This window comes from Acrocarpospora phusangensis (genome assembly GCF_016862995.1).
Lineage (GTDB): Bacteria > Actinomycetota > Actinomycetes > Streptosporangiales > Streptosporangiaceae > Acrocarpospora > Acrocarpospora phusangensis.
This window is the reverse complement of sequence record NZ_BOOA01000058.1, coordinates 1-24,429: the sequence shown is the minus strand read 5'-3', so window position 1 is coordinate 24,429 and position 24,429 is coordinate 1. Positions and strand designations below refer to the sequence as shown.

The following is a 24,429-nucleotide window of genomic DNA, read 5'->3' as shown; positions in this document are numbered from 1 at the left end:
AATGAAAAAGTCGTTGAACTTTGGTTCGTTGATGTGCTTAGCTTCGGCGTGATGACACGTCTAGCCACGACCGGCGAGGTCCTCCAGCTCATCCGGAGCGGGGAGGCGGTGACCCGTGCCGACATCGGCCGGGTGACCGGCCTGTCCCGTCCCGCCGTCGTGCACCGGGTCACCGAGCTGCTCCAGCGCGGGCTCGTCGCCGAGGACGCGGAAGGGCCGTCCACCGGGGGGCGTCCGCCGGTGCGGCTGCGGTTCAACGCGCGCGGGGGGTTCGTGCCGGTGGCGTCGCTGGGCGCGAGCCGTACCCAGATCGCGGTCTGTGACCTGTCCGGGGCGATTCTGGACCGGACGGAAGTGGTCATCGACGTCGAGGAAGGCCCGGGGGTGGTGCTTCCGCTCGTCATGGACACCTGGGACAAGCTGCTCAACGGGCGCGCGCCGGTCGTGGGCATCGGCCTGGGCGTGCCCGCCACCGTCGAGTTCGCGGCCGGGCGCACCGAGTCGGCCCGGGTCATGGCCGGCTGGACCGGCGTGGAGATCCCGCCGCTGATCGCGGCCCGCTATCCCGTGCCCGTCCTGGTCGACAACGACGTCAACGTGATCGCCATGGGCGAGCACCGCGTCGCGTACGCCACCGAGCTCGACGATCTGCTGTTCGTGAAGGTCTCCACCCGGATCGGCGCCGGCGTCATCTCCGGCGGCTCCATCCTGCGCGGCGCCCTCGGCGCGGCCGGCGAGATCGGCCACATCCCCGTCCGCGACGGCGGCGGCGTGCTCTGCCGGTGCGGCAACATCGACTGCGTCGACTCCGTCGCCAGCGGCACGGCCATCCTCCGCGACCTGCGCGCCAACGGCCGCGACGTGCACAGCCTCGCCGACGTCACCGCCCTCGTCCGCGCCGGCGACGCCCAGACCATGGCCGTCGTCCGCCAGGCCGGCCGCTGGCTGGGCGAAGTCATCTCCGGCGCCGTCAACCTCCTCAACCCGTCCGTCGTCGTCCTCGGCGGCGACGTCGCCGAGGTCTTCCAGCCCCTCGTCTCCGGCGTCCGCGAAGTCGTCTACCGCCGCTCCACCCAGCTCGCCACCCGCACCCTCCGCATCGAACGCAGCCGCCTGGGCCCCGCCGCCGGTCTGACCGGCTCCGCCCTCCTCGTCACCGACCGCATCCTCGCCCCGGAGGCCATCTAGAGGCTGTCGCCGAAGAGCGGGTTCTCAACGGATCGCAGCTGGGCGGCGATCGCGAGCGACTCCGCCGAGGCGTCCGGGCCCGGATGGTGGATCCACCAGCCGGGGCCCCAGCGGAGCACCTTGCCGTAGAGGGTGAGGATCATGCCGTCCTCGAAGTCGTCGGCGGGGACGCGGACAAGGCGGATGAGCGGGTCGTCGTCGGACGTGAACCGGTACGCGCCGTTGTCGTAATACCTGGCGGTCGATTCCCAGGAGTCGAAGCTCGCCCACCCGCCCGACGCGGAGGCGTAGCAGAGGATGCGGCGGTCCACCACCATGCTGGGCGGGCCGTAGCGGGATTCGACCTCGCTGCGGCGCACGTCCTTGCTCTCGAACCGTCCGGGGATGTCGGCGAGGAGAGCCTGCCATTCGGATGCGCCGAGTTCGCGGTCGACTTCGAGGTAGCCGAGGCGGTGGAACTGCTCGCCGTAGACGGTGGCCACCTCGCCCGTGCATCGGTTCTCGCGCCCGAAGATCGCGGCGAAGGGGCCATGGACTCCGTACTTGCCGTACCGGCGGGAGAGCAGGTGCCTGATCGCTTCGAGTTCGTCGTCGCGCTCGTCGGCGAAACAGAGGTCCGCGAGGAGGTTCCCGGCGACGGATTCCATCTCCGGGCCGCTCCTGGCCATCATCCCGGACCGGGTCATCAGGTGGTGGGCGGCCTCCAGCCAGCGCCGGCGCAACTCGTCCATTGATCGCACGGGATGACACTATTGGGCTGTCGCGCTGTCAGGCCGTGGCCCGGGTGGCGGGGATACGATCGTTTCGGGGCTTTCGGGGGTGATCCCCGGGATGTTCATCTCCACCGGAAGGATCTGAGCTTAATGTCGTCTTCGTGATCGGGGATTCGGGGCTCTTCGGGCGTGATGACGAGCGGCGACGGCTGGGGGTGCTGCTCGGCTACGCGCGCAACGGCCGCGGCGGATCGATTCTGATCACGGGGGAGCCGGGGATCGGCAAGACGGCGTTGCTCGAATCCGTCACGGCCGCCGCGACCGGCTTCTCGACGCTGCGGCTGGACGGGTTCGAGTCGGAGATGACGCTTCCCTTCGCGGCCATCCAGCGGCTGACCATCCCGCTGAGCGCGTACCTGCCCGCCCTGACCGAGCGCCAGCAGCAGGCCATCCAGGTCGCCTCGGGCCTCGCCGAGGGCCCGCCGCCCGATCGTTTCCTGGTGGGACTGGGCGTGCTCGGGCTGCTCACCGCCGCCGCGGGCGGGACGCCGGTCGTGTGCGCCGTGGACGACGCGCACCTGCTGGATCAGGAGAGCCTGGACGTCATGGCCTTCGTGGCCCGGCGGCTCGCCGTCGAACCGGTCGCGATGCTGTTCGCCGCCCGCGACGAGGAAGGGTTCGCCGCGCGCATGGGCGGCGTGCCCGAACTCGTGCTCGCCGGGCTCGGCCAGGAGTCCGCCACCGCCCTGCTCAGGCGCTCGCTCGCCGCCCCCATCGACCCGGCCTCGGCCGCCGCGATCGCCCGGGCCACGGGAGGCAACCCGCTCGCCCTCATCGACCTCGCCGAGGACCTGTCCACACGGAAGATCGGCGGGCTCGGCCTCGGCGACGACCCCATCCCGGTCGGCCGCCGCCTGGAGGCCCACTACGCCCAGCGCGTACGGCAGGCGGACGCCCCGGTCCAGCAGTGGGTGCTCCTGGCCGCCGCCGACACCACCGGCAACCTCGACCTCATCACCGCGGCGGCCCGATCGCTGGACCTCGGGGACGACGTCGTCGACCGGGCCGAGACCGCCATGCTGGTGGAACTGCGCGACACGGTCAGGTTCCGCCACCCGCTGGTGCGCTCCGCGATCTACAACGCCTCCTCCGGCGGCGACCGCAGGCGGGCGCACCGGGCCCTGGCCGCCGCCGCGGACCGGCTCGGCATGATCGAGCTGGAGGCCTGGCACGCCGCGAAGGCCACGCTGGGCACGGACGCGCCCGTGGCCGACCGGCTGGAGCACGCCGCGGACCTCGCCGCCCGCCGGGGCGGTTTCGCGTCCCGGGCGAGCATCCTCACCCGGGCCGCGGAGCTGACCCCGCCCGGCCGGGTCAAGGACTCGCGCCTGGTGGGCGCGGCCGAGGCCGCGCTCGCGATGGGCGCCGTCCAGGTCGCCCACGAACTGCTCGAACGGATCGACGAGGACGCCGCCGACCGCGTCAACCGCGGGCGCGTGATCGTCGTCCGCTGCGGGGTCGGCATGTTCAAGGCGGACCCGGAGCTGCTGCTGCCCGCGGCGGCCGAACTCGTCCGCGCCGCCGACGAGTTCCGCGGCCTCGACACCGAGCGCGAACAGCGCACCCTCCTCAAAGCCTACGAGTGCTGCATGACCGCCGACCGGCTCACCCGGGGCGTGACGCGGCACGACCTGGGCCGGCGCATCGCGGCCTCGTCGTCGGGCGGCGGACTGGACGCGACCATCCTGGCCGGACTCGGGGCCCTCATCCTGCGGCCGTACGCGGAGGCCGTGCCCCGGGCCAGGGCGGCGTTCGAGGCGATCCTGGAGCTGCCGGACCGCGAGATGATGCACATGGGCACGGCGATCGCGGCGCTGGGCACCTTCCTGTGGGACGATGCCGGGCGCAGGGCCGGCCTCGCCAGGGCCGCCGCGGCGGCCCGTGACGCCGGAGCGCTCCAGGCGCTCGACTCGCTGCTGTGGATCATCTCGCTCGCCGAGCTGACCGGCGGCACCGTACGGCGGGCCGAAGACTCGATGGAGGAGGTCCGGGCGGTACGGCTCGCGATGGGCTACGACGCGGAGAACGTGATCAACGCCGCCCTGATGGCCTGGACCGGCGCGCCGCGCCATCTCGTGCTGGCCATCGCGGACGGGGCGAACGCGGTCGGTTTCGGGGGCGTCGGCGCCTCCGCGAGCGCGGCCGTCGGCCTCCGCGACCTCGCCGAGGGCAACTACCGCGACGCCTACGACCGCCTCAAGCCGCTCATCCGGGACCCGTTCCTCCAGGTGACGCCCACCCAGTACGCCGACTTCGCGGAGGCCGCGGTCCGGAGCGGGCACGCCCGGGAGGCCGAGCCGTACGCCGACTCGCTGGTGGACCTGGCGGCGGCGAACGGCTCCCTGTGGTGCCGTGGGGTCGCCGCCCGCGCCCAGGCGCTGACCAGCGCTGACTCGGTGGCGGAAGCGCACTTCGCCGCAGCGGTGGAGACACTCCGGCGGACCGGCGCGGAGATCGAGCTCGCCCGCGCCCATCTGCTCTACGGCGAGTGGCTGCGCCGGACGCGACGCCGCCGGGACGCGGGCGAGCAGCTCCAGCTGGCGATCCACCATTTCGAACGCAGCGGCGCCGGGATGTTCCTGCCGCGGACCCGCGCCGAACTGGAGGCCGCCGGATTGAAACCGGCCGCCCGCAACGCCACCGGCGCGCCCGATCTGACCACGCAGGAGCTGACCGTCGCCCGGATGGCGGCGACCGGGCACACGAACCCGGAGATCGCGGCCAACCTCTTCATCAGCGCCAACACGGTCGACTACCACCTGCGCAAGGTGTTCCAGAAGTTCGGCATCTCCTCACGCCGCCAGCTGGCCGACAAGCTGAGGGCGGAGGACGACTGAGCGACCACGCGATTCACGTGGTCCGCCGGACCGGCGCCGGGAGCAGGCTCGACCCACTCGATCGAGCCGAAGGAGGCCACGGTGCCCTACGTCACCGCCGATGACGGTGCCCGGATCTTCTACAAGGACTGGGGGAACGACGACGGTTCCCCGGTGCTGCTCAGCCACGGCTGGCCGCTCAACTCCGACGCCTGGGAGGCGGCCGCCCTCTTCCTGGCGCGGCACGGGCACCGCGCCGTCGCCCACGACCGGCGTGGCCACGGCCGCTCGTCCCAGACCTGGCACGGCAACGAGATGGACACCTACGCCGACGACCTGGCCTGCCTGATCGACCACCTCGACCTGCGGGACCTCACCCTGGTCGGGCACTCGACCGGCGGCGGCGAGGTCGTCCGCTACCTCGGCCGGTACGGCAGCGGCCGGGTCGCCAGGCTCGTCCTCGTGAGCGCCGTGCCGCCGCTGATGCTGCGGACCGGCGACAACCCCGAGGGCCTGCCGATCGAGGTCTTCGACGGGATCCGGGCGGGCGAGGCCGCGAACCGGTCCCAGCTCTACCGCGATCTGGCCGACGGCCCGTTCTTCGGGCACAACCGCGGGCAGGGCGTCGCCCAGGGCTTCCGGGACGCGTTCTGGGCGCAGGGCATGGCGTGCGGGCACCGGGGGGCGTACGAGTGCGTCGCGGCGTTCTCGGCCACCGACTTCCGGCCGGACCTGGCCAGGATCGACGTCCCCACCCTGGTCATCCACGGCGACGACGACCAGATCGTGCCGTTCGAGGTCGGCGGGAAACGTTCGGCCGCGATGATCGGCGGCGCCGTCCTGAAGGTCTACGAGGGCAGCGGCCACGCCCTCCCCGACACCGACCGCGCCCGCCTCCACGCCGACCTCCTCGAATTCGTCGACGCCTGACGCTTCCCGGCGCACGGGACACGCGCCGCCGGACGGGCCGGCGCGTGTTCCGGTCCGGGCGCCGTCCGGAACTCCGTGGAACGCCCTACGGCTAAACCGAGACGAACCGGGGCGAACAGATGAAGAAGTGTATTGAGCGGCGGGTCAGGGCATGTGGTGCCGGAACGCGGTGAGGATGCGGTCGTGCCGGCCGCGCAGGGGATCGAATCCGTTCAGGACGAGAGCCTGCAGATCCGCGTTCCACAACTGCGCCTCCCGGGACTCCGGGGATGGAGGGCCGCCGGACAGCCGTACGACGAGGGACAGGCTCGACCCCACCAGGCTGAGATCGACATCGCGGACGCCACTCCAAGGGATGGTGATCCAGCCGCTCCGAATCGTGACCGCCGTCACTCCCTTCGCGTCGACGATGAGCCGGGGCAGGCCGCGGACGTACTCCGCCAGGCCGTTCCACCCGTTCGCCGACATTCCGATCAGCCACATCGGAACGAGGAGATGGGTGAAATGGAAGGAGTACTGGTCCAGCCCCCCGGTCTGCAGGCCCACGATGAGCGCTCCGGCGATGATGACCGCGATGAGCGCGCCGCCCGCGAGCGCCGCGGCGCCGCCGGCCAGGCGCGACCGGTAGGCGGGACGGAACCCGGCCGGCGCGGCGGGACGCCAGGCGGCGCCGTACGCGAGCATCGCCGCACCGCAGCCGATCATGATCACGGAGGCGAACGTCCAGATGGCTGTCGCGAGCGTGTTCTCCGATTCCGGCGATCCCGGGACGATGGAACGCCAGAACTGGACCGACTCGAAGACCCCGAAGGCCGCGCCCAGGCCGCCGGTGACCAGGCCCGCACCGATCCAGCTTTCGTATTTGCCCGCGGCGGCCGCGTTATCCGGAGCCCTCTGGTGGTACTCGACGACAGGTGGCACGGACCGTCGCGGAGGAAGCGGGAGCCGGCCATGTGCCGAAGGCGGGCCGGTACGGCCGGAGGCCGCGTTGCGGGTGAAGGCGAAGCCGTGGGCGGTGTCCGTGCCGCGCTGATTCGGCGCGGGCAGTTCGCGGGCGCGCAGGCGGCGGCGGAGATCCAGGTACAGGCCGCCCAGCGTGAGCGGGTCGCCCTGGCCGGGGATGCCGGTCCGGATGAGGTCGACCAGTTCGCCGGTGAAGGAGGTGCAGGCGTGCGACTGCTCCCCGGGAGGCGGGACGTGAGCGGCCAGATCGCTGGCGGTCAGGGTGTAGACGCCCCGGATGTCCGTGTGGTCGGCCACGACGTCGGCTTCGCCGGCGAGGGTCTCGATGGCGCGGCCGGAGTAGCAGCAGTCCAGGATGGCGGCTTTGACCTGGGCCGGGCTGTCGTGGAAGGCCGCACGCACCCGGGCGTACTCGACACCGGTGAGGTCGGGGGCTTCGGCGTCGGTGTCGGCGACGGTCAGGCAGAGTTCACCGCCGGGGGTGATGGCGCCGTGCCCGACGTAGTACAGGAGCAGCACGCCGGTGGTGTCCTGGGCCAGCCGCCGGATCCGTACGGCCACGGCCCGGCTGTCGGACGGATCGGCCAGGACGGTGACCTGGTCGGCGGGCCAGCCGCACAACCGCGGATCGGTCAGCACCGCCTCCAGTTGCCTGAGGCTGTTGGCCGCGGCGGGGATGTCCGGTAAGTGCCGATCCTGGTAGGTGGAGACGCCGATCAGGATCGCGTGCGACCCGGGTAGCCCGGCCGGGTCAACGGTCATCGCCGGCGATCCGTGGTTCGGCATCCATACCGTCTCCCATCGGGCAGGCGCGCGCCCTTGCCCGCCGGGCGCGATGTCAACGGCACGGGCCCCGGCGGCCCCCCTGAATTCTCTCAGGAATCGTCTGGTTCGTCTTATGCGCTCCGCGTGGAATCAGGCCAGTAGGGAATCGAGTGCTGGGCGGCGGACACGATGGCTGTGCCGTCCACATCGGTGAGGGTCAGGTTGATACCGCTCGCGGGCCATTCCACGGCGAGTTCGAAGGTTTCGGGGGGTGGTAGCGGCCAGAGCCATAGGCCCATGGTGATGAGGCCCACGTCGTCGCCGCTGCGCATCGAGGAACCGCCCAGCAGCCAGGAAAGCCGGGGGCCCGGCGGGGGGTCCTGGGGGAGGTCCGCTCTGTCGAAACGCTGGCCGACGGTGGTGGTCTTGGTGCCGTCGGCGAAGCGGGTGCCGAAACGCAGGAGGTTGTCCGGCAGGTGATCGGCGGTCACGCCGGTGACCATATGGGGATACACGGACAGCATGAGCGCCTGGAAGTCGCCGGGGGAGAGGGTTCGCCGCCTCATGACGAGGTCCACGTTCATCAGGCAGCCGGTGCTGAACGCCTGGATCGCCGGCAGGGCGATGGCGATGTCCGGGGTGCGGGCCAGTATGAGACCGCCGGCGATCACCGCGCCCATTTCCTCGGCCGGCGGGGCGTACCAGGAGGGAAGGCCTGGTTTGGGTGGGCGTGCCGATTCTTCCTGTGCCGGTGGGGGCTCGAAGAACATGATTCAACCCTATGGAAATATCCGATCGCCGCGCGGCCTCCTCAGCTGACTAGTGCGCGCAGACGAGGCACGCCAGCGCCTGCTCCAGTTCCGTGGCGGAGGTGACGGGGTCCGGCCAGGGGAGGCGGATCAGGTGGTCCGGGGCGGTGCGGACGGTGGCGCCGAAGCGGTCGAGTTCCCAGAGCCAGGCGTGCGGGGCGGGCCCGCCGAGGAGTTTGGCTACGGCCAGGACGAGCTGGGCGCGGTGGGCGGAGTTGACGTGATGGAGCATGCGTTCCGCGGCGTCGAGGAGGGGGTGGGGGGTGGCGGCCAGGTACTCCTCGGCGTCGAGGACGCCGGATTCCTGCCCGGTCAGGTAGACGACCTGGGCGACGTCGACGCGGATGAGCCGGGGGCCGCGGGATTCGAGGGCGGCGAAGAGGTCTTCGTCGGGGCAGCGCTCGGCGATGGCGATCGCGGCGGCGCGGAGGTCTTCGCCGGGGACGGGCTGGGCCCAGCCGCGCACTTTGAGCATGCCGCGAGCGCGGTCGGTTGCGTCGATGGTTCTGGTGGCCACCAGGTCGACGGTGACGACGATCTCGTCGGCCAGGTCGTACAGGGGTTCGCCGGGTTTGACGAGGAGGACGGGGCGTCCCTGGGCGTCGACGCCGCCGCGTACGGCCGAGGCGGGCAGGACCGAACCCGGCACCGAGACGTGCGTGGGGGCCGCGCCCGCGGCGAGGGTGCGGACGCGTTCCGGGATGGGGGCTGCCGTGACCGGGTGCTGCATGACGCTCCTTCAGCGGTGCTAAGGTTAGTCTTACCTAACTAAGGCTTACCTAACCACAAAGGAGTGAGCGTGCGCTACACCGGTCCCAAGGTGCGGCTGTCCCGGCGGGCGGGAGTCCCGCTGACCCGGAAGGCGGTGAAGTACTTCGAGCAGCGGCCGTACCCGCCCGGTGAGCACGGGCGCAAGACCAACCGCAGGAACACGGGCGACTACGGCGTGCGGCTGCTGGAGAAGCAGAAGCTGCGCTGGTACTACGACGTCTCGGAACGCCAGCTGCGGCGGTACTGGGATCTCGCGCTGCGCCGCCCCGGCCGGTCGGGCGAGGAACTCGTGTCGATCCTGGAGACCCGGCTCGCGTCCCTGGTGCTGCGGGCGGGCCTCGCCCCGTCGATCTACGCCGCCCGGCAGTACGTCAACCACGGCCACATCACCGTGGACGGCCGCAAGGTGGACATCCCCAGCTACCTGGTCAAGCCGGGCCAGACCATCGGCGTACGCGCCAGGTCCCGTCCGATGCAGCCGTTCGTGGCCGCCGCCGAGGGCGTCTACGCGGACGACCGCATCGCGGCCTACCTGTCGGTGGACCACCAGAACCTCACCGCCACGCTGCTGACCCGCCCGGTCCGCGAGCAGATCGCCGTCCCCGTGGACGAGCAGCTGGTCGTGGAGCACTACTCCCGCTGAGCCGCCAGGTACGCCGCGAGCTGCTCGTCCACCGCCCGCGCCCCACGCCGGTTGTCGACCTCCAGGTACGGCACGGCGGGCGGCTCGTCCACCCGTATCGCCTCCAGGAACGCCGGGAAGTCCGCGAGCTTGCCGGCGTCCCGGGGCGAGCCGCGCGCGACCAGGCGCTCCCGCAGGGTCACGGCGTCGGAGCGTACCCACAGGAGGTGGACGGGCGGCCCGCCCAGCTCCTTCACCCAGAGCCGCCACCGTTCCGCGTCGTGCACCTGCCCGGTGAACGGCCCGCTGAGCAGGACGGGGCAGCCGTGCGAGCGGATCTCCCGCGCGGCCGCGGTCAGGCCCGCGTATTCGTGGCGCTTGATGTGCTCGTCGTACCAGGGGCCCTCGCGCTCGCCCGGCGGCCGGTCGTGGGCCGCCAAGGTGGCCGCGACGAAGTCGCCGTAGAGGGTGTCCTTGTCCAGCAGGGCCGGGACCGGGCGCAGCAGCGCCAGCAGGCGCGCGCACACGGTCGACTTGCCGGACCCGGGCGGGCCCGAGACCACCCAGACCGTCAACGCGGCGGGCCGAACGGCTCGATCCGGGGGTCGGACCACGGGCCGTCGAAGTCGTGGCCGCCCTCGGTCAGCCGCTGGGCGGCCTGCGGGGTGACCCGCATGCCGAAGACGCCCTTGTCCGGGTCCAGCGGGACCAGGCCGTAGCCGGTGTCGACGTCCTCCTTGGTCAGGGCGAGCCTGCGCAGCGCCGTCTCCATGGTCGCGCTCCGCGGGAGCCGTACGGTGATGAGAACCATGACGTCATGCCGCTCTGTCCGCCCTGCTCCGCAGGGCTCCGATGATGCCGGCCACGTCCACGATGCCGTAGCCGTAGTCATAGTCATACCCGAGCTCGCCACGATCATCGGCGCTGCGGCGGAGCAGTGTGCGGAGCTGGCCGGGGGACAGGCGGGAGGCGGGCCACTGGGTGCGGATGGCGGCGACCAGACCGGCCGCGACCGGGCAGGCGGCGGAGGTCCCCGAGTCCGGCGAGTCCGCGCCGAACGCGCACGACCCCGCGAAATGCGTGTACGCGCAGATGTCCGGCTTGCGCGCGGTCAGCCGTCCGGGGCCCTGGGAGGAGTAGCCGACCCGGTGCCCGTTCACGTCCACCCCGCCGACGGACAGGACCTTGGCGTGCGAGTTGGCGCCGGTGATCGGCCGGTCCGGGTAGGCGCAGCGGCCGTCCGGGCAGTCCCGGCCGCAGTTGCCCGCCGCGAACAGCAGGTCGGCCCCGGCCTCGGCGAGGCTGCCGACGATCAGGTTGAACGGGTGCGCCGGGTTGTCGCTGTAGTTGCCGGGATGCCCCGGCGGGAAGTCCCAGCGCGGCGAGAAGGAGCCCCAGCTGTTGGACACGACCAGCGAGCGGGTCGCGGCCGGCTGCGCGTCCAGCACGGTACGCAGATGCGCGAACGCCGCCACCGCGTCCGAGAGCAGCCCGTCCAGCGCGGACCCGCCCGGGCGCTCCGACAGCAGCACCGGGATGTCGATCAGCGACGCCCGCGGCGCGGCGATCAGCGCGTCGAAGGCGCACATGGTGCCGTGGTCCACCGCGAACTCGCCCGGCTGGCCGGGCACGCCGTCCGGAGACCAGCTGCGGTCCCGGTCCACGGTCGTGGCCCGGCCGAGCTGCCGCGCGACGTGGGCGGCGTTGATGCCGGTGTCGGTCACGGCCAGGGTCACGCCCGAGCCGTCCAGGCCCTCGGCCCGCAGCTCGGCCACCCGCATCAGCCGCTCGACGTCGCGCCAGTCGCCCACCGGCGGGTCGCCGCCGCAGGTGAGCGAGGTCTCGATGACCGGGTCGGCGTAGACGGCCACCACGTCGCGCCGGCCGGGCAGCAGCGACATGCGCACGTTCACCTCGTCGTCGGACACCTCGCCGCGCAGCACCACCGACGCCTGGTCCGGCGCCATCGAGTAGACGAGCGGCTGGTTCAGCGACAGCGGGTCGCCGGTGGGCGAGGCGGGCACCGGCCGGGGCACCGCCACCGGGGTGAAGGATTGGTCCAGCACGACGCCGGGCAGGCCGTCGGACACGTCGGAGGTCGTGGCCGTCATGGACGGGTCGGCCACGGCGGCCACGAGGTCGGGAGAGGGACGGAGCTGGATCAGGACACGCATGCGTTCTCACTCCGGGGGAGGGCTTGCCGGACCTGACCACCCTCGTACATCACCCGTGAAGCGTCCACCCGCATATAAGCCGCCATACATGCCTTGACCGGACGATGCGCCACGAAATTCGAGTTATTCGAGTTAAAGGAAAGGCCCGTCCGTCTGGCCGGACCGGGTGGCACCCTCGCCGGGGCGCCGAGGTCGGCGTGAACGGCGTCGCGGCGGGACCGGCCGGCCGGACGGACGGGAGTCGGGGGGTGGCGGGGTCAGGACCCGCTGAGCGTGGACATCTCGGGTGGCAGGATCTCGATCGCGGTCGGGTCGGCCAGGACCCGGTCCACGACCACGCCGGCCGCTCCCCGGGACGCGGCGCCGAAGCCGAGGTCGGAGGCGACGAATGTGCAGTGCGCGACCGTCCCGGTGACGCCGAGCCGGGTCAGTTCGGCCTGGGCGCGGGGGAGCAGGTGCTCGGCCAGGCGGGCGAAGTAGCCGCCCACGACGATCACGCGGGGGTTGAACAGGCGGACCAGGGTGGCCGAGCCGAGGCCCAGCCAGCGGCCGACTTCGGCCAGCGCCGCCGCGACCTGCGGGTCGCCGTCGGCCTGGCGGCGTTCGATCTCGGCGAGCCGTTCCTCGGGGTCGCGGACGATCCCGTCCGGTACGCCGTAGGCGTGGTCGGGGGTGACCATGCGGACCAGGGCGGCGAGGCCGACCTTGGTCTCCCAGCAGCCGGTGCGGCCGCAGCCGCACTTGTCGCCCGCGGAGTCCACCATGACGTGGCCGACCTCGCCGGCGAAACCGTCGGCGCCGCCGAGCAGCCGGCCGCCGGCGATGATGCCGCCTCCGACGCCGACCTCTCCGGTGAGGTAGACCAGGTCGGTGGTGCCGGCCGCGACGCCGCTGGTGTATTCGGCCAGGGCGGCGAGGTTGGCGTCGTTGACGACGGTGACGGGGATGGTGGGGGCTACGTCCCAGGAGAGGCGTTCGGCGACGGGCACGCCGTACCAGCCGAGGTTGGGGGCGACGTGGACGACGCCGTTGGCGCCGTCGATGAGGCCGGGCACGGCCACGGTGATGCCGGCCACGTGGATGCCGAGCAGGCCGAGTTCGGCCAGGGCCTCGCGGGCGACGGTGGCCAGTTCGTCCAGGGAGCGTTCGGGGTCGCAGCCCATGGCGTCGAAGCCGACGCGGCGGTCGATGAGGACGCGGCCGCCCAGGTCGGTGGCGAAGGCGGCGATGTAGTCGACGTTGATCTCCAGGCCGAGCGCGCCGACGCGGGTGCCGTCGAGGGTGAGGGCCAGGCCGGGGCGGCCCACCGAGCCGGCGTGCTGGGGGCCGTTCTCCCTGATCAGGCCGCGGGCGCGGAGTTCGCCGACCAGGCTGGTGACGGTGGTCTTGTTGAGGCCGGTGGCGGCGGCGACGGCGGATCTGGACTGCGGCCCGTGCTCGCGCAGGTGGCGGAGCACCAGCGAGAGGTTGGACCTCCGGACGGTGGCCTGGTCGGCCGGGATGTCCGCGAGCCCGTAGTGAACCGGCCGCACGCGCGTCCTCCAGGGGGTCATGTTGCGGGATCCGCTCAGGAAGTCGACCCTCCGAGCGGATTAATTTGCATGGCGCGCCGAATTAAATGACGTTCTTGCGTACCCACGCAAGCGTTGAAACGATTCGCCGAGGTAACACTTCCGTAACACACCGGGTTTTCCGGACGTTTCGACACGGGGGGTATACAGGGTGATGGCTGGTGTGTTAGAAAGCGGTAAATTCTTCCCTGTGCTCGCAAAAAATCGACTGAAAGACGCATGCTACAGACGCAGCACCCGTCTATGTCTTTCAGTCGGTTCCGCTCCACCGCTCCACAACGCCACACTGCACCCAGCACAACGGCAACCAGCGCGGCGGCGCGCGCCTTGCCTGACTGATTCCATGGTCAGGAAGGAAACATCCTATGTCACGACCCCATCCGAGGCTGTGGACCCGGCTGGCCGTGGCGGCCGTCCTGGTCGTCGCCGGCAGTGTCGTCACCACCGGCCCGGCGCGAGCGGCGGACCTGCCCGCCTCCGACTACCAGCAGATCTCCCTCGCCTCCGGCGCGAACGAGCTCGGCGAGCCGATGTCCCTCGCGGTCATGCCGAACCGCTCCGTGATCCACACCGCCCGCGGCGGCCAGGTGCGCATCACCGACGTCAACGGCAACACCTCCCTCGCGGGCACGCTCAACGTGTACACCCACGACGAGGAGGGCCTGCAGGGCGTCGCCGTGGACCCCGGCTTCGCCACGAACCGGCACATCTGGCTCTACTACTCGCCCCGGCTCTCCACCCCCAACGGGGACGCGCCGACCACCGGCACCCAGACGGACTGGAACACCTGGAAGGGCCAGTTCTACCTGTCCCGGTTCACCCTGACCACGTCGAACACGCTCGACCTGGCCAGCGAGAAGATCGTGCTCAGGGTCGACAACGACCGCGGCCAGTGCTGCCACGCGGGCGGCGACATCGACTTCGACGCCCAGGGCAACCTGTGGCTGACCACCGGTGACGACACCAACCCGTTCGAGTCCAACTCGTACACCCCGATCGACGAGCGCACCAACCGCAACCCGCAGTTCGACGCGCAGCGCTCCTCCGCCAACACCAACGACCTGCGCGGCAAGCTGATCCGCATCAAGCCGGCCGCGGACGGCAACTCCTACTCCATCCCGGCCGGGAACATGTTCCCGGCGGGCACCGCGAACACCCGTCCCGAGATCTACGCGATGGGCTTCCGCAACCCGTTCCGGATGAGCGTGGACAAGGCCACCGGCATCGTCTACCTGGGCGACTACGGCCCGGACGCGGGCGCGACCGACCCGAACCGCGGGCCCGGCGGGCAGGTCGAGTTCAACCGCATCACCTCGCCCGGCTTCTACGGCTGGCCGTACTGCACCGGCAACAACACCACCGCCGAGACCTACAACGAGTACACCTTCCCCAGCGGCCCGTCCCAGGCCAAGTACAACTGCGCCGGCGGCCCGGCCAACAACTCCTTCCGCAACACCGGCCTGACCACCCTCCCGGCCGCCAAGCCGGCCTGGATCCGGTACGGCGGGGACGCCGGCTCCCCGCCCGAGTTCGGCGGCGGCTCAGAATCCCCCATGGGCGGCCCGGTCTACCGCTACGACGCCGCCTCCACCTCCACGGTCAAGTTCCCGCAGTCCCTCGACGGCCGCTACTTCGCCGGCGAGTACGGCCGCCGCTGGATCAAGGCCATCGCGGTCACCTCCTCCGGCGGGTACGGCGAGATCTCCGGCCTGCCGTGGACCGGCACCCAGGTCATGGACATGGCCTTCGGCCCCGACGGCGCCCTCTACGTGCTCGACTACGGCACCGGCTCGGGCAACCAGGCCCTCTGGCGGGTGGAGTACATCGGCGGCACCAACCGCAACCCGATCGCCAAGGCGGCGGGCACCCCGACCTCCGGCGTCGCGCCGCTGACCGTCGCGTTCTCCTCGGCGGGCAGCTCCGACCCCGAGGGCGGCGCGCTCACCTACTCGTGGAACTGGGGCGACGGCACCGCCAACTCCACGGCCGCCAACCCGAGCCACACCTACACCGCCAACGGCACCTACAACGTGACCCTGACCGTACGGGACCCGCAGGGCCTGACCGGCACCGCCAACGTGACGATCACGGTCGGCAACACGGCGCCGACGGTCACCCTGAACCTGCCCGGCAACGGCCAGCTGTTCAACTTCGGCGACAGCGTGCCGTTCTCGGTCACCGTCACCGACCCGCAGGACGGGACGATCACCTGCTCCCGCGTCAAGGTCACCTACTTCCTCGGCCATGACAGCCACAGCCACCAGATCACCTCGCAGAACGGCTGCTCGGGCACGCTGACCGTGCCGTCGGACGGCGAGCACGACGCCGCCGCCAACATCTACGGGGTCTTCGACGCCGAGTACACCGACAACGGCGGCCTCACCACCCACAGCATCCGCACCACCCAGCCGAAGCACCGGCAGGCCGAGCACTTCGGCGCCCAGAACGGCATCCAGCCGGCCACCCACGGCACGGCCGAAGGCGGCACCACGGTCGGCTTCGTCGACAACGGCGACTGGATCTCGTTCACGCCGTACAACATCTCCAACGCCACCAGCATCACCGCCCGGGTCTCCTCCGGCGGCGTCGGCGGCACCCTGGAGGTCCGCTCCGGCTCGGCCACCGGCACCCTGCACGGCACCGCGACCGTGGCGCCCACCGGCGGCTGGGACACCTTCGTCAACGTCAACGCCAACCTGAGCAACCTGCCCTCCGGGACCACCACGCTGTTCCTGGTCTTCAAGGGCGTGACCGGGCAGGGCAACCTGTTCGACCTGGACGCCTTCACCTTCAACACCGGCACCACCCCACCGGCCGGCACCATCGAGGGCGAGGCGTTCACCTCGCAGTCCGGCGTGCAGACGGCCGGGCACGCGGGCGCCAGCGGCGGCCAGACCGTCGGCTACATCGACAACGGCGACTGGGCCGGCTACTCCAACGTGACCACCGTGGGCGGCACCGGCTTCACCGCCAGGATCTCCTCCGGCGGCCCCGGCGGCACGATCACCATCCGCTCCGGCTCGCAGACCGGGCCGGTCCTGGGCAGCGTGGCCGTGCCGAACACCGGCAGCTTCGACACCTTCGCCAACGTGTCCACCACGCTCAACGGCGCGGGCACCGGGCCGCTCTTCCTCACCTTCTCCGGCGGATCCGGCGCGCTGTTCGACATCGACACCTTCTCGATCGCCCGGGGCGGCAGCACCACGATCGAGGGTGAGGCGTGGAGCGCCCAGAGCGGCGTCATCAACGCCACCCACCCGCCGGCCAGCGGCGGCCTCACCGCCGGGCACATCGAGAACGGCGACTGGGCGGCCTACTCCCAGATGAACACCTCGGGGGCCAAGACGGCCGCCGTGCGGTTCTCCTCGGCCGGCTCCGGCGGCACCGTGCAGATCCGGTCGGGCTCGCAGACCGGCACCCTGCTGGGCTCGATCACGCTGCCCAACACGGGCGGCTGGGAGACCTTCCAGAACGCGTCCACCACCCTCACGGGCAACGTGTCGGGGACGCTCTACCTGGTCTTCGTGGGCGGCTCCGGGAACCTGTTCGACATCGACACCGTCACCATCACCAAGTAGGAGGCACGTGATGAAACGGCTCAGCTTAGCCGTGGCCACGTTCGTCGCGGCCGCCACGGTCCTGGCCGTGCCGACCGCGGCGCACGCGGCCGACCCGGCGTACCAGGTCCTGGTCTTCTCCAAGACCGCCGGGTTCCGGCACGACTCCATCCTGCAGGGCATCCAGCTGGTACGCGACCTCGGGGCGGCCAACAACTTCACCGTCACCGCCACCGAGGACGCCAACGCCTTCACCGCGGCCAACCTGGCCAACTTCAAGGCCGTCGTCTTCATGAGCACCACCGGCGACGTGCTGAACGCCACCCAGCAGACCGCCTTCGAGAACTACGTCAACGGCGGCGGCGGGTACGTGGGCGTGCACGCCGCCGCCGACACCGAGTACGACTGGTCGTTCTACGGCAACCTGGTCGGCGCGTACTTCAACAGCCACCCCGCCATCCAGACCGCCACCGTACGGACCGAGGACCGCGCGCACGCCGCCACCGCCCACCTCGGCCCGACCTGGTCCCGATCCGACGAGTGGTACAACTACCGCACCAACCCCCGCGGCACGGCCAAGATCCTTCAGAACCTGGACGAGGGCAGCTACAGCGGCGGCGGCATGGGCGCCGACCACCCGATCACCTGGTGCAAGACCGTAAGCAACGGCCGCGCGTTCTACACCGGGCTCGGCCACACCCAGGCCACGTACGCCGAGACGGCGTTCCGCACCCTGCTGCTCGGCGGCATCCGGTACGCCGCCGGATGGGCCAAGCAGGACTGCCGCGCGGAGACCGGCTACACCACCCTCTACAACGGCTCCACCACCGGCTGGACCCAGAACGGGCCCGGCAGCTTCACCAACGGCAACAACACGCTGACCTCGGTCGGCGGCATGGGCATGCTCTGGTACTCGGCCAAGCAGTACGGCTCGTACTCGCTGAAGCTGGACTGGACGATGCCCGGCGACGACAACTCGGGCATCCTGCTCGGCTTCCCGACGCCCACCGACCCGCAGTCGGCGATCAACCAGGGCCACGAGGTCCAGATCGACGCCACCGACACCGCGGACCGGACCACGGGCTCCATCTACGGCTTCAAGTCGGCCGACATCGCCGCCAGGGACGCCGCGCTCAACCCGCCCGGGGCCTGGAACACCTACGAGATCCTGGTCGAGGGCGAGCGGGTCCGCGTCTACCTGAACGGCCGGCAGATCAACGACTTCACCAACACCGACCCCGCGCGTTCGCTGACCTCCGGCTACATCGGCATCCAGAACCACGGGACCGGCGACGACGTGTCGTTCCGCAACATCCGGATCAAGGAGCTGGGCGGCCCGCCGCCCACCCAGAACACGGTGGAGGGCGAGGCGTTCACCTCGCAGTCCGGCGTGCAGACGGCCGGGCACGCGGCGGCCAGCGGCGGCCTCACCGTCGGCTACATCGACAGCGGCGACTGGGCGGGCTACTCGACGCTCAGCACCGTGAACGCCACCGGTTTCACCGCCAGGATCTCCTCCGGCGGCCCCGGCGGCACGATCACCGTCCGCTCCGGCTCCCAGACCGGCCCGGTGCTGGGTACGGTCGCCGTGCCGAACACGGGCAGCTGGGACACCTTCCAGACCGTCACCACGACACTGAACGGCTCCGGGACCGGGCCGCTGTTCGTCACCTTCTCCGGCGGCTCCGGGGCGCTGTTCGACATCGACACGATCACGCTCACCCGGTCGACCGTCACCACCCAGACCGTGGAGGGCGAGAACTGGACCGCGCAGTCCGGCGTCCAGGTGGCCAACCACACGCCGGCCAGCGGCGGGCGCACGGCCGGCTACATCGAGAACGGCGACTGGACGGCGTACTCCACGGTCAACACCTCGGGAGCCAAGACGGCCGGCGTGCGGTTCTCGTCCGGCGGGTCGGGCGGCACCGTGCAGATCCGGTCGGGTTCGCAGACCGGCACCCTGCTGGGGTCGATCACGCTCCCGAACACCGGTAGCTGGGACACCTTCCAGACCGCGTCCACCAACCTGACCGGCAACGTGCCGGGGACGCTCTACCTGGTGTTCGTGGGCGGCTCGGGCAACCTGTTCGACATCGACACCGTGACCATCACCAAGTAACCCCTCGATCCGAAGGGCCGGTCCTGCGCCGAGGACCGGCCCTTCTCTTTCGTCCTGTACGGCTGTCTTGTACGGCCTCTATCTGGCTTTCGGTGCGAACGCCAAGAGCCCGCCCTTGGCCTCCGCGCTTGCGAAGAGGACGAGGACGGGCTCGGGACGGGTCCGTCAGAAGCCGCAGAGCTCCGACAGGGTCTGGTCGGCGGTGTTCTTGTTCGGGGTCGGGGTGGCCAGTCCTCCGGAGGAGGTGGGCGTGGCCGACGGGGTCGGGGTGGCCGTGGGAGTCGAGCCGCCCGGCGCGGACGCCGACGGGCTGGCCGTGGCGACGACCGGGGTGGTGCCCACCGACTTGCGGATGGCCGTCAGCGTCATCTTCTTGATCTTCTCCCAGTCGGGACTGCCCGGCCAGATCTGCGGCGGCACGAACTGGGTACTGGTGATCTTCGCGCCCTTGACCTTCAGGCCCAGGTCCACCAGGTGCTCCAGGAGGCCGCGCGGGATGTCGGTCCGGAACAGCCGCTTCGCCGCCTGGATGATCTTCGTGAAGTTGGCGAGCACCACGGCCGGGCTGGCCTGCTGGGCGAGCGCGCCGATGACGCAGCGCTGCCGGGCCATGCGGCTGAAGTCGTCGCTGTCCACGCGGGAGCGGCCGTACCAGAGGACCTGCTCGCCGTTGAGGCGGCGGTAGCCGGCCCTGATGGTGCCGGCGGTGCCGAACTTGCCGCCGTACTTCACGTCCTGGGCGACGCGGATCTTGAGGCCGCCGATGGCGTCGATGAGGGCCGCGAAGCCGAACATGTCCACCATGGCGTAGTAGTCGATGTGCATGCCGAGCGTGGTGCCGATGGCGTCCTTGAGCGCCTCCGGGCCGCGTACGCCCAGGTTGGGGTAGTCCTCGGCGTACTGCCAGACCTCGTTGAGCAGGCCGCCGTTGGGCAGTTCGCGGTGGAAGCCCTCCGGGAACTGCTTGTGCAGCGGGCTGCGCGCCGAGAAGTGCACGTGCTGCAGGTTGCGCGGCAGGCTGAACAGCACCGTGTTGCCGGTGGCGATGTTGACGCTGGCCACCGTCATCGAGTCGGTCCGCACGCCGGTCCTGTTGCCGGCCGCGTCGCCGCCGATGAGCAGGAAGTTGATCCGCTTGCGGCCGTTGAACGGGTCCTCGGCCTTGACCGGGACCGCGGTCGGGTTCTCGTGCTCGGACGGGAACGCGTCCAGGAAGTCCTGGGTGCTGTTGACCGTGGTCGCGGTGAGCGCGAACGGCGCCATCACCGTCACGCACAGCACGCCCACGACGATGCCGGAGATGATCTGGCCGGACTGCGGGAGCCGGTCGGGGCCCAGCGTGATGTACGACAGCAGCACCAGCACGAACCAGGCCAGCGCCAGCACGATGGCGGCGACGGTGACCGTGATGAGGGTGCTCTCCCGGATGGCCGCGCCCACGTTGCCGATGAACTGCATGCCGTACAGGACGGCGGCGATCAGGATCACCCCGAACGCGCCGAGCAGGATGAAGCCGCCGCGCCGTTTGCCCGCGCGGAGGTGGGCCGCGCCGGGGATGAACGCGGAGAGGGCCGTCCAGCCGATGATCGCGCCGGTCGACATGGGGGCGAAACGGGGATTCGGGCGTCCCTTGGAGCGCCGGGGAGGCTCGGGGCTCTCCTGCCAGGCGGCTTCCTCGGCGACGGTCTGCACATTCGTACGGCCGTGGGTGTGCTCCTCGGCGGGCCTGCTCGCGGCGCCGCGGCGGCGGGACTGCCCGGGACGGGCGGGTTGCGTGTCCGTCGTCCGCAACGGCTGCTGCTGCGGCGGCGGGCCGGCGGACGGGCCGTGCACGGGCTGCTGATCACGAGGGACGGGTCGCCTGCGAGTCCGACGCGGACGGCCCTCGTCGTCTGCGGCTCCCCCTCGTGGCATGGCAGACCGCTCCCATCTGTTTGCTAATGCCAAGGCAATGACCAGGGATTCTAGCTCCCATAACTGGACAAGACTGACACAAGACTAAGAACCGGTGCTTGAAATCCGCTGTAAGGGGACTATCCGCTGATCAAGTCACATCCCGGGGTAAGGGCCCGTCGGGAGAGGACAGAGTTGGGGGGAGCGCCCGCCGTTCCGAGGGGCTCACCGGATCAGGACACCGTTCTGGGGAGTGCCGCCGGGTCGGGACATTGTTCGGGGGAGCGCCCGCCGAGCCGGGCACCGATCCGAGGGCCTACCGGAGCAGGACACCGTTCCGGGGAGTGCCTGCCGGGTCGGGACACCGTTCCGGAGGAACGCCTGCCGGGTCAGGACACCGTTCCGGAGGAACGCCCGCCGGGTCAGGACACCGTTCCGGAGGAACGCCCGCCGGGTCAGGACACCGTGGAGGAGCCGACGGCCCAGGTGTTGCACTGGTGGGCCTGCTGGCGTTGCCATCCCTGGCGGAACCAGGCGCCGCTGTTGGCCGGGGTACCGTGGTCGCGCGGGTAGCCCGGCCAGTCGCCGACGTTGGAGAAGAAGTAGAACAGGTTCTGGCGGCGGCTCGCCGGGATCGGGTACGTGCCGGCGACCGAGCGCATGAACATGCCGCTCAGGCAGTTGGCCTGTAGCTCGAACCGGCGGCTGATCGCCAGGCGGCGGCTCTCCGACACGCCCTGGCTCTCCTCCCAGCGGGTCTGCGAGAGGCCGCTGAGGTACTGCACGTGGTGGCCGTACTCGTGGGCCATCATGCCGATGACGCCGCCGTGCCAGCTGACCAGGGCGCCGTACCCCTGCTGGCCGTTCCGGCCGCTGGCCATGGCGGAGGTGGAGGCGTAGATCGTCGTGTTGGAGGGGCAGTAGTAGGGGACGACGCTGTTGCGCATGGGGAAGTCGCCGCAGGCGCCCCGGCCGGAGCGGGCGACGATCGCGTACCTCGGGGGGTAGAACGTGATACCGGCCTTCTCCAGGCGGGGTTTCCAGGACTTGCTCATGCAGGCGCCGGTCTTGAGGATGAGCGCCTTCAGCTGGCGGTGGTTGTAGATGCTGGCGTTGCCCGCCGGGCATCGAGTTCGCGGCAGGGCCCCGACCTGGTAGAGCGTGTTCGTCTTGAGTGAGCGGTCCAGCCGGACCGGGCGAGGGTTGGGGTTCTCCGTTGGGTCGGCGGTCGGGTTCGCGTCTCCGTTCGAGCGCGGGCGGTCCGGGTCGGTGCCGTCCGGGCGGGTGGTGGGGAACGCGGACCGGGGGAGCGTGCCGTCCTCCCTTGAGCCGTTCGACAAGGCTGATCCCACGATCAGAATCGCGAACAAGAACGCGCCGAGGCCGAGCAGCCCGGCGACGATCACTCCGGCGCTCGATTTGCGCCGGGGTGGCCGCCAGTGCGGCGGAATGTGCCGTGGCGGCCCGTAGGGGCCTTGCGGGGCCGGTCGCGCGCCCTGAGGGAACAGCGGCCCCTGAGGGGTTCCCGGCGGGAAGAACGGCCCCGCCTGCCGTCCGGGCGGGGGTGTATGGCGCCCGGGAGGGGGCACATGGCCGCCCGGCCGAGCCGGATGCGTTCCGGGTGCTTGCCCCGTCCCGGGCTGTCCCGGCGGCTGCGCGGTTCCTCCCCGGCCCTGCGGCATACCGGTGGGCGTGGTCCTTGGCTGGTCGGAATGCATCCCGGAGGGCGTGGTCCCTGGTTGGGCTGGATGCATGCCGGGGGGCGGTGGGGTACCTGTCCAGCCTCGGGGTCCTTGGTGTGCTTGTGCCGCTTCTGGCCCGGTTGCTGGCGTTGCGGGCGGCTGGGTGGTTCCTGGGTGGGCTGGATGCATGCCGGGGGGCGGTGAGGTGCCTGCCCGGCCCCGGGGTCCTTGGTGTGTTTGCGCGGCTTCTGGCCCGGTTGGCGGCGTTGCGGGCGGCTGCGTGGTTCCTGGGTGGCCCGAGGACAATCCGGGCGGAGGTAAGGTTCCTCCGGGCTCGCCCGGCGGGTGCGGCGGGGTTCCCGTCAGTGTCTCTGGTGGGGGTCCCGGGTGGGTTCCCGGCGGGAAGGAACGGGTGTTCTCCTGGGCCGGGTTCGGGAGTTCCTGCGTGGGCCGGGTGTCGCCGGAGGGCGGATTCGGACGGGCCTGCGGGGGTGGTTGGCCGTATGGATGGCCGCCCGAAGGCGGTTGAGGGTTATGCGGCCCCACGGTCTACCCCTTTGCGCGAGATTGGGCAGAACAATACTGATTTAACACCCGTCACGGATGTAGCAGCAGTCGAGCACAATCCGTAATCAGACGAGGTGATCTCTGCGATGTTCCGGAATCACCGGCCTGCTCTGCCCTAGCGTTTTTGGCATGAATCTGCAGCAGCTCCGTTACGTGGTAGCCACCGCGGAGCACCGCACCATGACCGACGCGGCCAGATCCCTCTACATCGCCCAGCCCGCTCTCTCCCGTGCCATCCGGGATCTTGAGCGGGAGCTGGGGATGACGCTGTTCGCGCGGTCCGGTCGTGGCGTGGTCGTCACCGCTCAAGGGCGGCGAGTCGTCAAACTCGCCCGGGAGGCGCTCGACGCCGTCCGGGAGATCGAGGCACTCGCCACCCACTCGCACACCACGGGCGCCGAACTCCGGATCGCCTCCACCCCCAGCCTGGAGCCGGGGCTCGCCGGCCGCCTGCTGCCCGCCTACGTGGCGGAGCATCCGGGCATCCGCGTGCACATCGTCCGCTGCGACGGCCGCGAAAGCGTGGTCAGCGCCGTCCGCGAGCAGCGAGCCGACCTCGGGCTGACCGACCTGCCGGTGCCCACCGACCTGATCAGCCATCCCCTGGAGCGCCAGGAGATCGTCCTGATCTCGCCGCCGGGCCTCGACCTCCCCGACCCCATCCCGATGAACCGGCTCAACGGCATGCGCCTGGTCCTGCCCTCACCCGGCAGCCCCCGCCGCAAGGAGTTCGACGCGATCTTCGCGACGTACGGCGTGCGCCCCATCCCCGCCATCGAGTCCGACGAGCGAGCCCGCTGGCTCCCCGCCGTACGGGACGGGAAGGCGTCCCTGCTCTGGTACCGGGGCATGGCCGAGCAGGCCACCCGCGCCGGCCTGGTCGTCCGCTCCCTGGACCCCTCGGTACGGAAGATCATCGCCATCGTCCACGCCCGCAAGCGCCTCCCCGCCATGGCGCAGGACTTCCTCACCCTCGCCGAGGGCGGCTCCGCCGCCTAATAGCCTGGACCGTTCCAATCCCACCCCAGGGACGAAATATCAGCAAGAACGGTGAAACTTCTGGATCGGCCATTTCCCGAAGCATCACCGCACCAACCCAGGCCGGGCTGTCACCCCCACGACGCCCCGGCCTGGCCCTTTCCCACCCCACCAGAAGCCCCCACCAGAAGCCCCCACCAGAAGCCCCCACCAGAAGCCCCCACCAGAAGCCCCCACCAGAAGCCCCCACC

Annotated in this window: 17 protein-coding genes; 7 read left to right on the top strand and 10 right to left on the bottom strand. The window is 71.1% G+C overall.

Annotated features, from left to right (window positions below; genetic code table 11):
- Positions 1 to 51: 51 nt before the first annotated feature.
- On the top strand, positions 52 to 1,188 hold the full coding sequence (locus Aph01nite_RS29165) for an ROK family transcriptional regulator (protein WP_204044227.1): 1,137 nt from the start codon (positions 52 to 54) through the stop codon (positions 1,186 to 1,188).
- On the opposite strand, the gene Aph01nite_RS29160 is transcribed toward Aph01nite_RS29165, so the two are convergent.
- A complete protein-coding gene (locus Aph01nite_RS29160; RefSeq protein ID WP_204044226.1) occupies positions 1,185 to 1,919 on the bottom strand; it encodes a hypothetical protein in 735 nt (244 codons plus the stop codon). The two genes, Aph01nite_RS29165 and Aph01nite_RS29160, sit on opposite strands and share 4 nt — an antisense overlap.
- Positions 1,920 to 2,062: 143 nt before the next feature.
- Here Aph01nite_RS29160 and Aph01nite_RS29155 point away from each other — a divergent pair, with 143 nt between their 5' ends.
- Entirely contained in the window at positions 2,063 to 4,798 is a 2,736-nt protein-coding gene (locus Aph01nite_RS29155; protein ID WP_204044225.1) for a helix-turn-helix transcriptional regulator, read from the top strand.
- An 81-nt stretch (positions 4,799 to 4,879) separates the two neighbouring features.
- Positions 4,880 to 5,707 carry an alpha/beta fold hydrolase gene (locus tag Aph01nite_RS29150; RefSeq protein WP_204044224.1) on the top strand — a complete coding sequence of 276 codons (828 nt, stop codon included), beginning with the start codon at positions 4,880 to 4,882 and terminating at the stop codon, positions 5,705 to 5,707.
- A gap of 144 nt (positions 5,708 to 5,851) precedes the next feature.
- Here the strand turns inward: Aph01nite_RS29150 and Aph01nite_RS29145 are convergent, their stop codons facing one another.
- From Aph01nite_RS29145 to Aph01nite_RS29135, 3 genes are all read right to left on the bottom strand, one after another.
- Positions 5,852 to 7,432, bottom strand: coding sequence for a caspase family protein (locus tag Aph01nite_RS29145; protein WP_204044223.1), 1,581 nt, complete (start codon positions 7,430 to 7,432; stop codon positions 5,852 to 5,854).
- A gap of 134 nt (positions 7,433 to 7,566) precedes the next feature.
- The gene (locus Aph01nite_RS29140; protein WP_204044222.1) at positions 7,567 to 8,205 is read right to left on the bottom strand and encodes a hypothetical protein; all 639 of its coding nucleotides are present in this window, start codon (positions 8,203 to 8,205) and stop codon (positions 7,567 to 7,569) included.
- A 49-nt stretch (positions 8,206 to 8,254) separates the two neighbouring features.
- The gene (locus Aph01nite_RS29135) at positions 8,255 to 8,974 is read right to left on the bottom strand and encodes a DUF2470 domain-containing protein (RefSeq protein WP_204044221.1); all 720 of its coding nucleotides are present in this window, start codon (positions 8,972 to 8,974) and stop codon (positions 8,255 to 8,257) included.
- A 69-nt stretch (positions 8,975 to 9,043) separates the two neighbouring features.
- Here Aph01nite_RS29135 and rpsD point away from each other — a divergent pair, with 69 nt between their 5' ends.
- Positions 9,044 to 9,658, top strand: coding sequence for a 30S ribosomal protein S4 (gene rpsD, locus Aph01nite_RS29130; protein WP_204044220.1), 615 nt, complete (start codon positions 9,044 to 9,046; stop codon positions 9,656 to 9,658).
- Here the strand turns inward: rpsD and Aph01nite_RS29125 are convergent.
- From Aph01nite_RS29125 to Aph01nite_RS29110, 4 genes are all read right to left on the bottom strand, one after another.
- Positions 9,646 to 10,212, bottom strand: a complete 567-nt coding sequence (locus Aph01nite_RS29125) for a P-loop nucleotide/nucleoside kinase family protein (RefSeq protein WP_204044219.1) — start codon at positions 10,210 to 10,212, stop codon at positions 9,646 to 9,648. The genes rpsD and Aph01nite_RS29125 overlap by 13 nt on opposite strands.
- Positions 10,209 to 10,448: a hypothetical protein gene (locus Aph01nite_RS29120; RefSeq protein WP_204044218.1), complete on the bottom strand. Its 240-nt coding sequence runs from the start codon at positions 10,446 to 10,448 to the stop codon at positions 10,209 to 10,211. The genes Aph01nite_RS29125 and Aph01nite_RS29120 overlap by 4 nt, the downstream gene beginning before the upstream one ends.
- A gap of 4 nt (positions 10,449 to 10,452) precedes the next feature.
- Positions 10,453 to 11,811: a S8 family peptidase gene (locus Aph01nite_RS29115; RefSeq protein ID WP_204044217.1), complete on the bottom strand. Its 1,359-nt coding sequence runs from the start codon at positions 11,809 to 11,811 to the stop codon at positions 10,453 to 10,455.
- A gap of 257 nt (positions 11,812 to 12,068) precedes the next feature.
- Positions 12,069 to 13,343, bottom strand: a complete 1,275-nt coding sequence (locus tag Aph01nite_RS29110; RefSeq protein ID WP_239162068.1) for an ROK family transcriptional regulator — start codon at positions 13,341 to 13,343, stop codon at positions 12,069 to 12,071.
- Between the two features lie 404 nt (positions 13,344 to 13,747).
- Between Aph01nite_RS29110 and Aph01nite_RS29105 the strand changes: the two genes are divergently transcribed.
- Both Aph01nite_RS29105 and Aph01nite_RS29100 read left to right on the top strand, forming a co-directional pair.
- Entirely contained in the window at positions 13,748 to 16,960 is a 3,213-nt protein-coding gene (locus tag Aph01nite_RS29105; RefSeq protein ID WP_204044215.1) for a carbohydrate-binding protein, read from the top strand.
- A 10-nt stretch (positions 16,961 to 16,970) separates the two neighbouring features.
- Entirely contained in the window at positions 16,971 to 19,058 is a 2,088-nt protein-coding gene (locus Aph01nite_RS29100) for a ThuA domain-containing protein (protein ID WP_204044214.1), read from the top strand.
- A 165-nt stretch (positions 19,059 to 19,223) separates the two neighbouring features.
- Here Aph01nite_RS29100 and Aph01nite_RS29095 read toward each other — a convergent pair whose 3' ends face one another.
- Both Aph01nite_RS29095 and Aph01nite_RS29090 read right to left on the bottom strand, forming a co-directional pair.
- Entirely contained in the window at positions 19,224 to 20,891 is a 1,668-nt protein-coding gene (locus Aph01nite_RS29095; protein ID WP_239162067.1) for an LCP family protein, read from the bottom strand.
- 515 nt (positions 20,892 to 21,406) lie between these two features.
- Positions 21,407 to 22,357 (bottom strand): neutral zinc metallopeptidase, encoded by a 951-nt coding sequence (locus tag Aph01nite_RS29090; protein ID WP_239162066.1) that lies wholly within the window; start codon positions 22,355 to 22,357, stop codon positions 21,407 to 21,409.
- A gap of 972 nt (positions 22,358 to 23,329) precedes the next feature.
- Between Aph01nite_RS29090 and Aph01nite_RS29085 the strand changes: the two genes are divergently transcribed.
- Positions 23,330 to 24,199, top strand: coding sequence for a LysR family transcriptional regulator (locus Aph01nite_RS29085; RefSeq protein ID WP_204044211.1), 870 nt, complete (start codon positions 23,330 to 23,332; stop codon positions 24,197 to 24,199).
- The last annotated feature ends 230 nt before the right edge of the window (positions 24,200 to 24,429 follow it).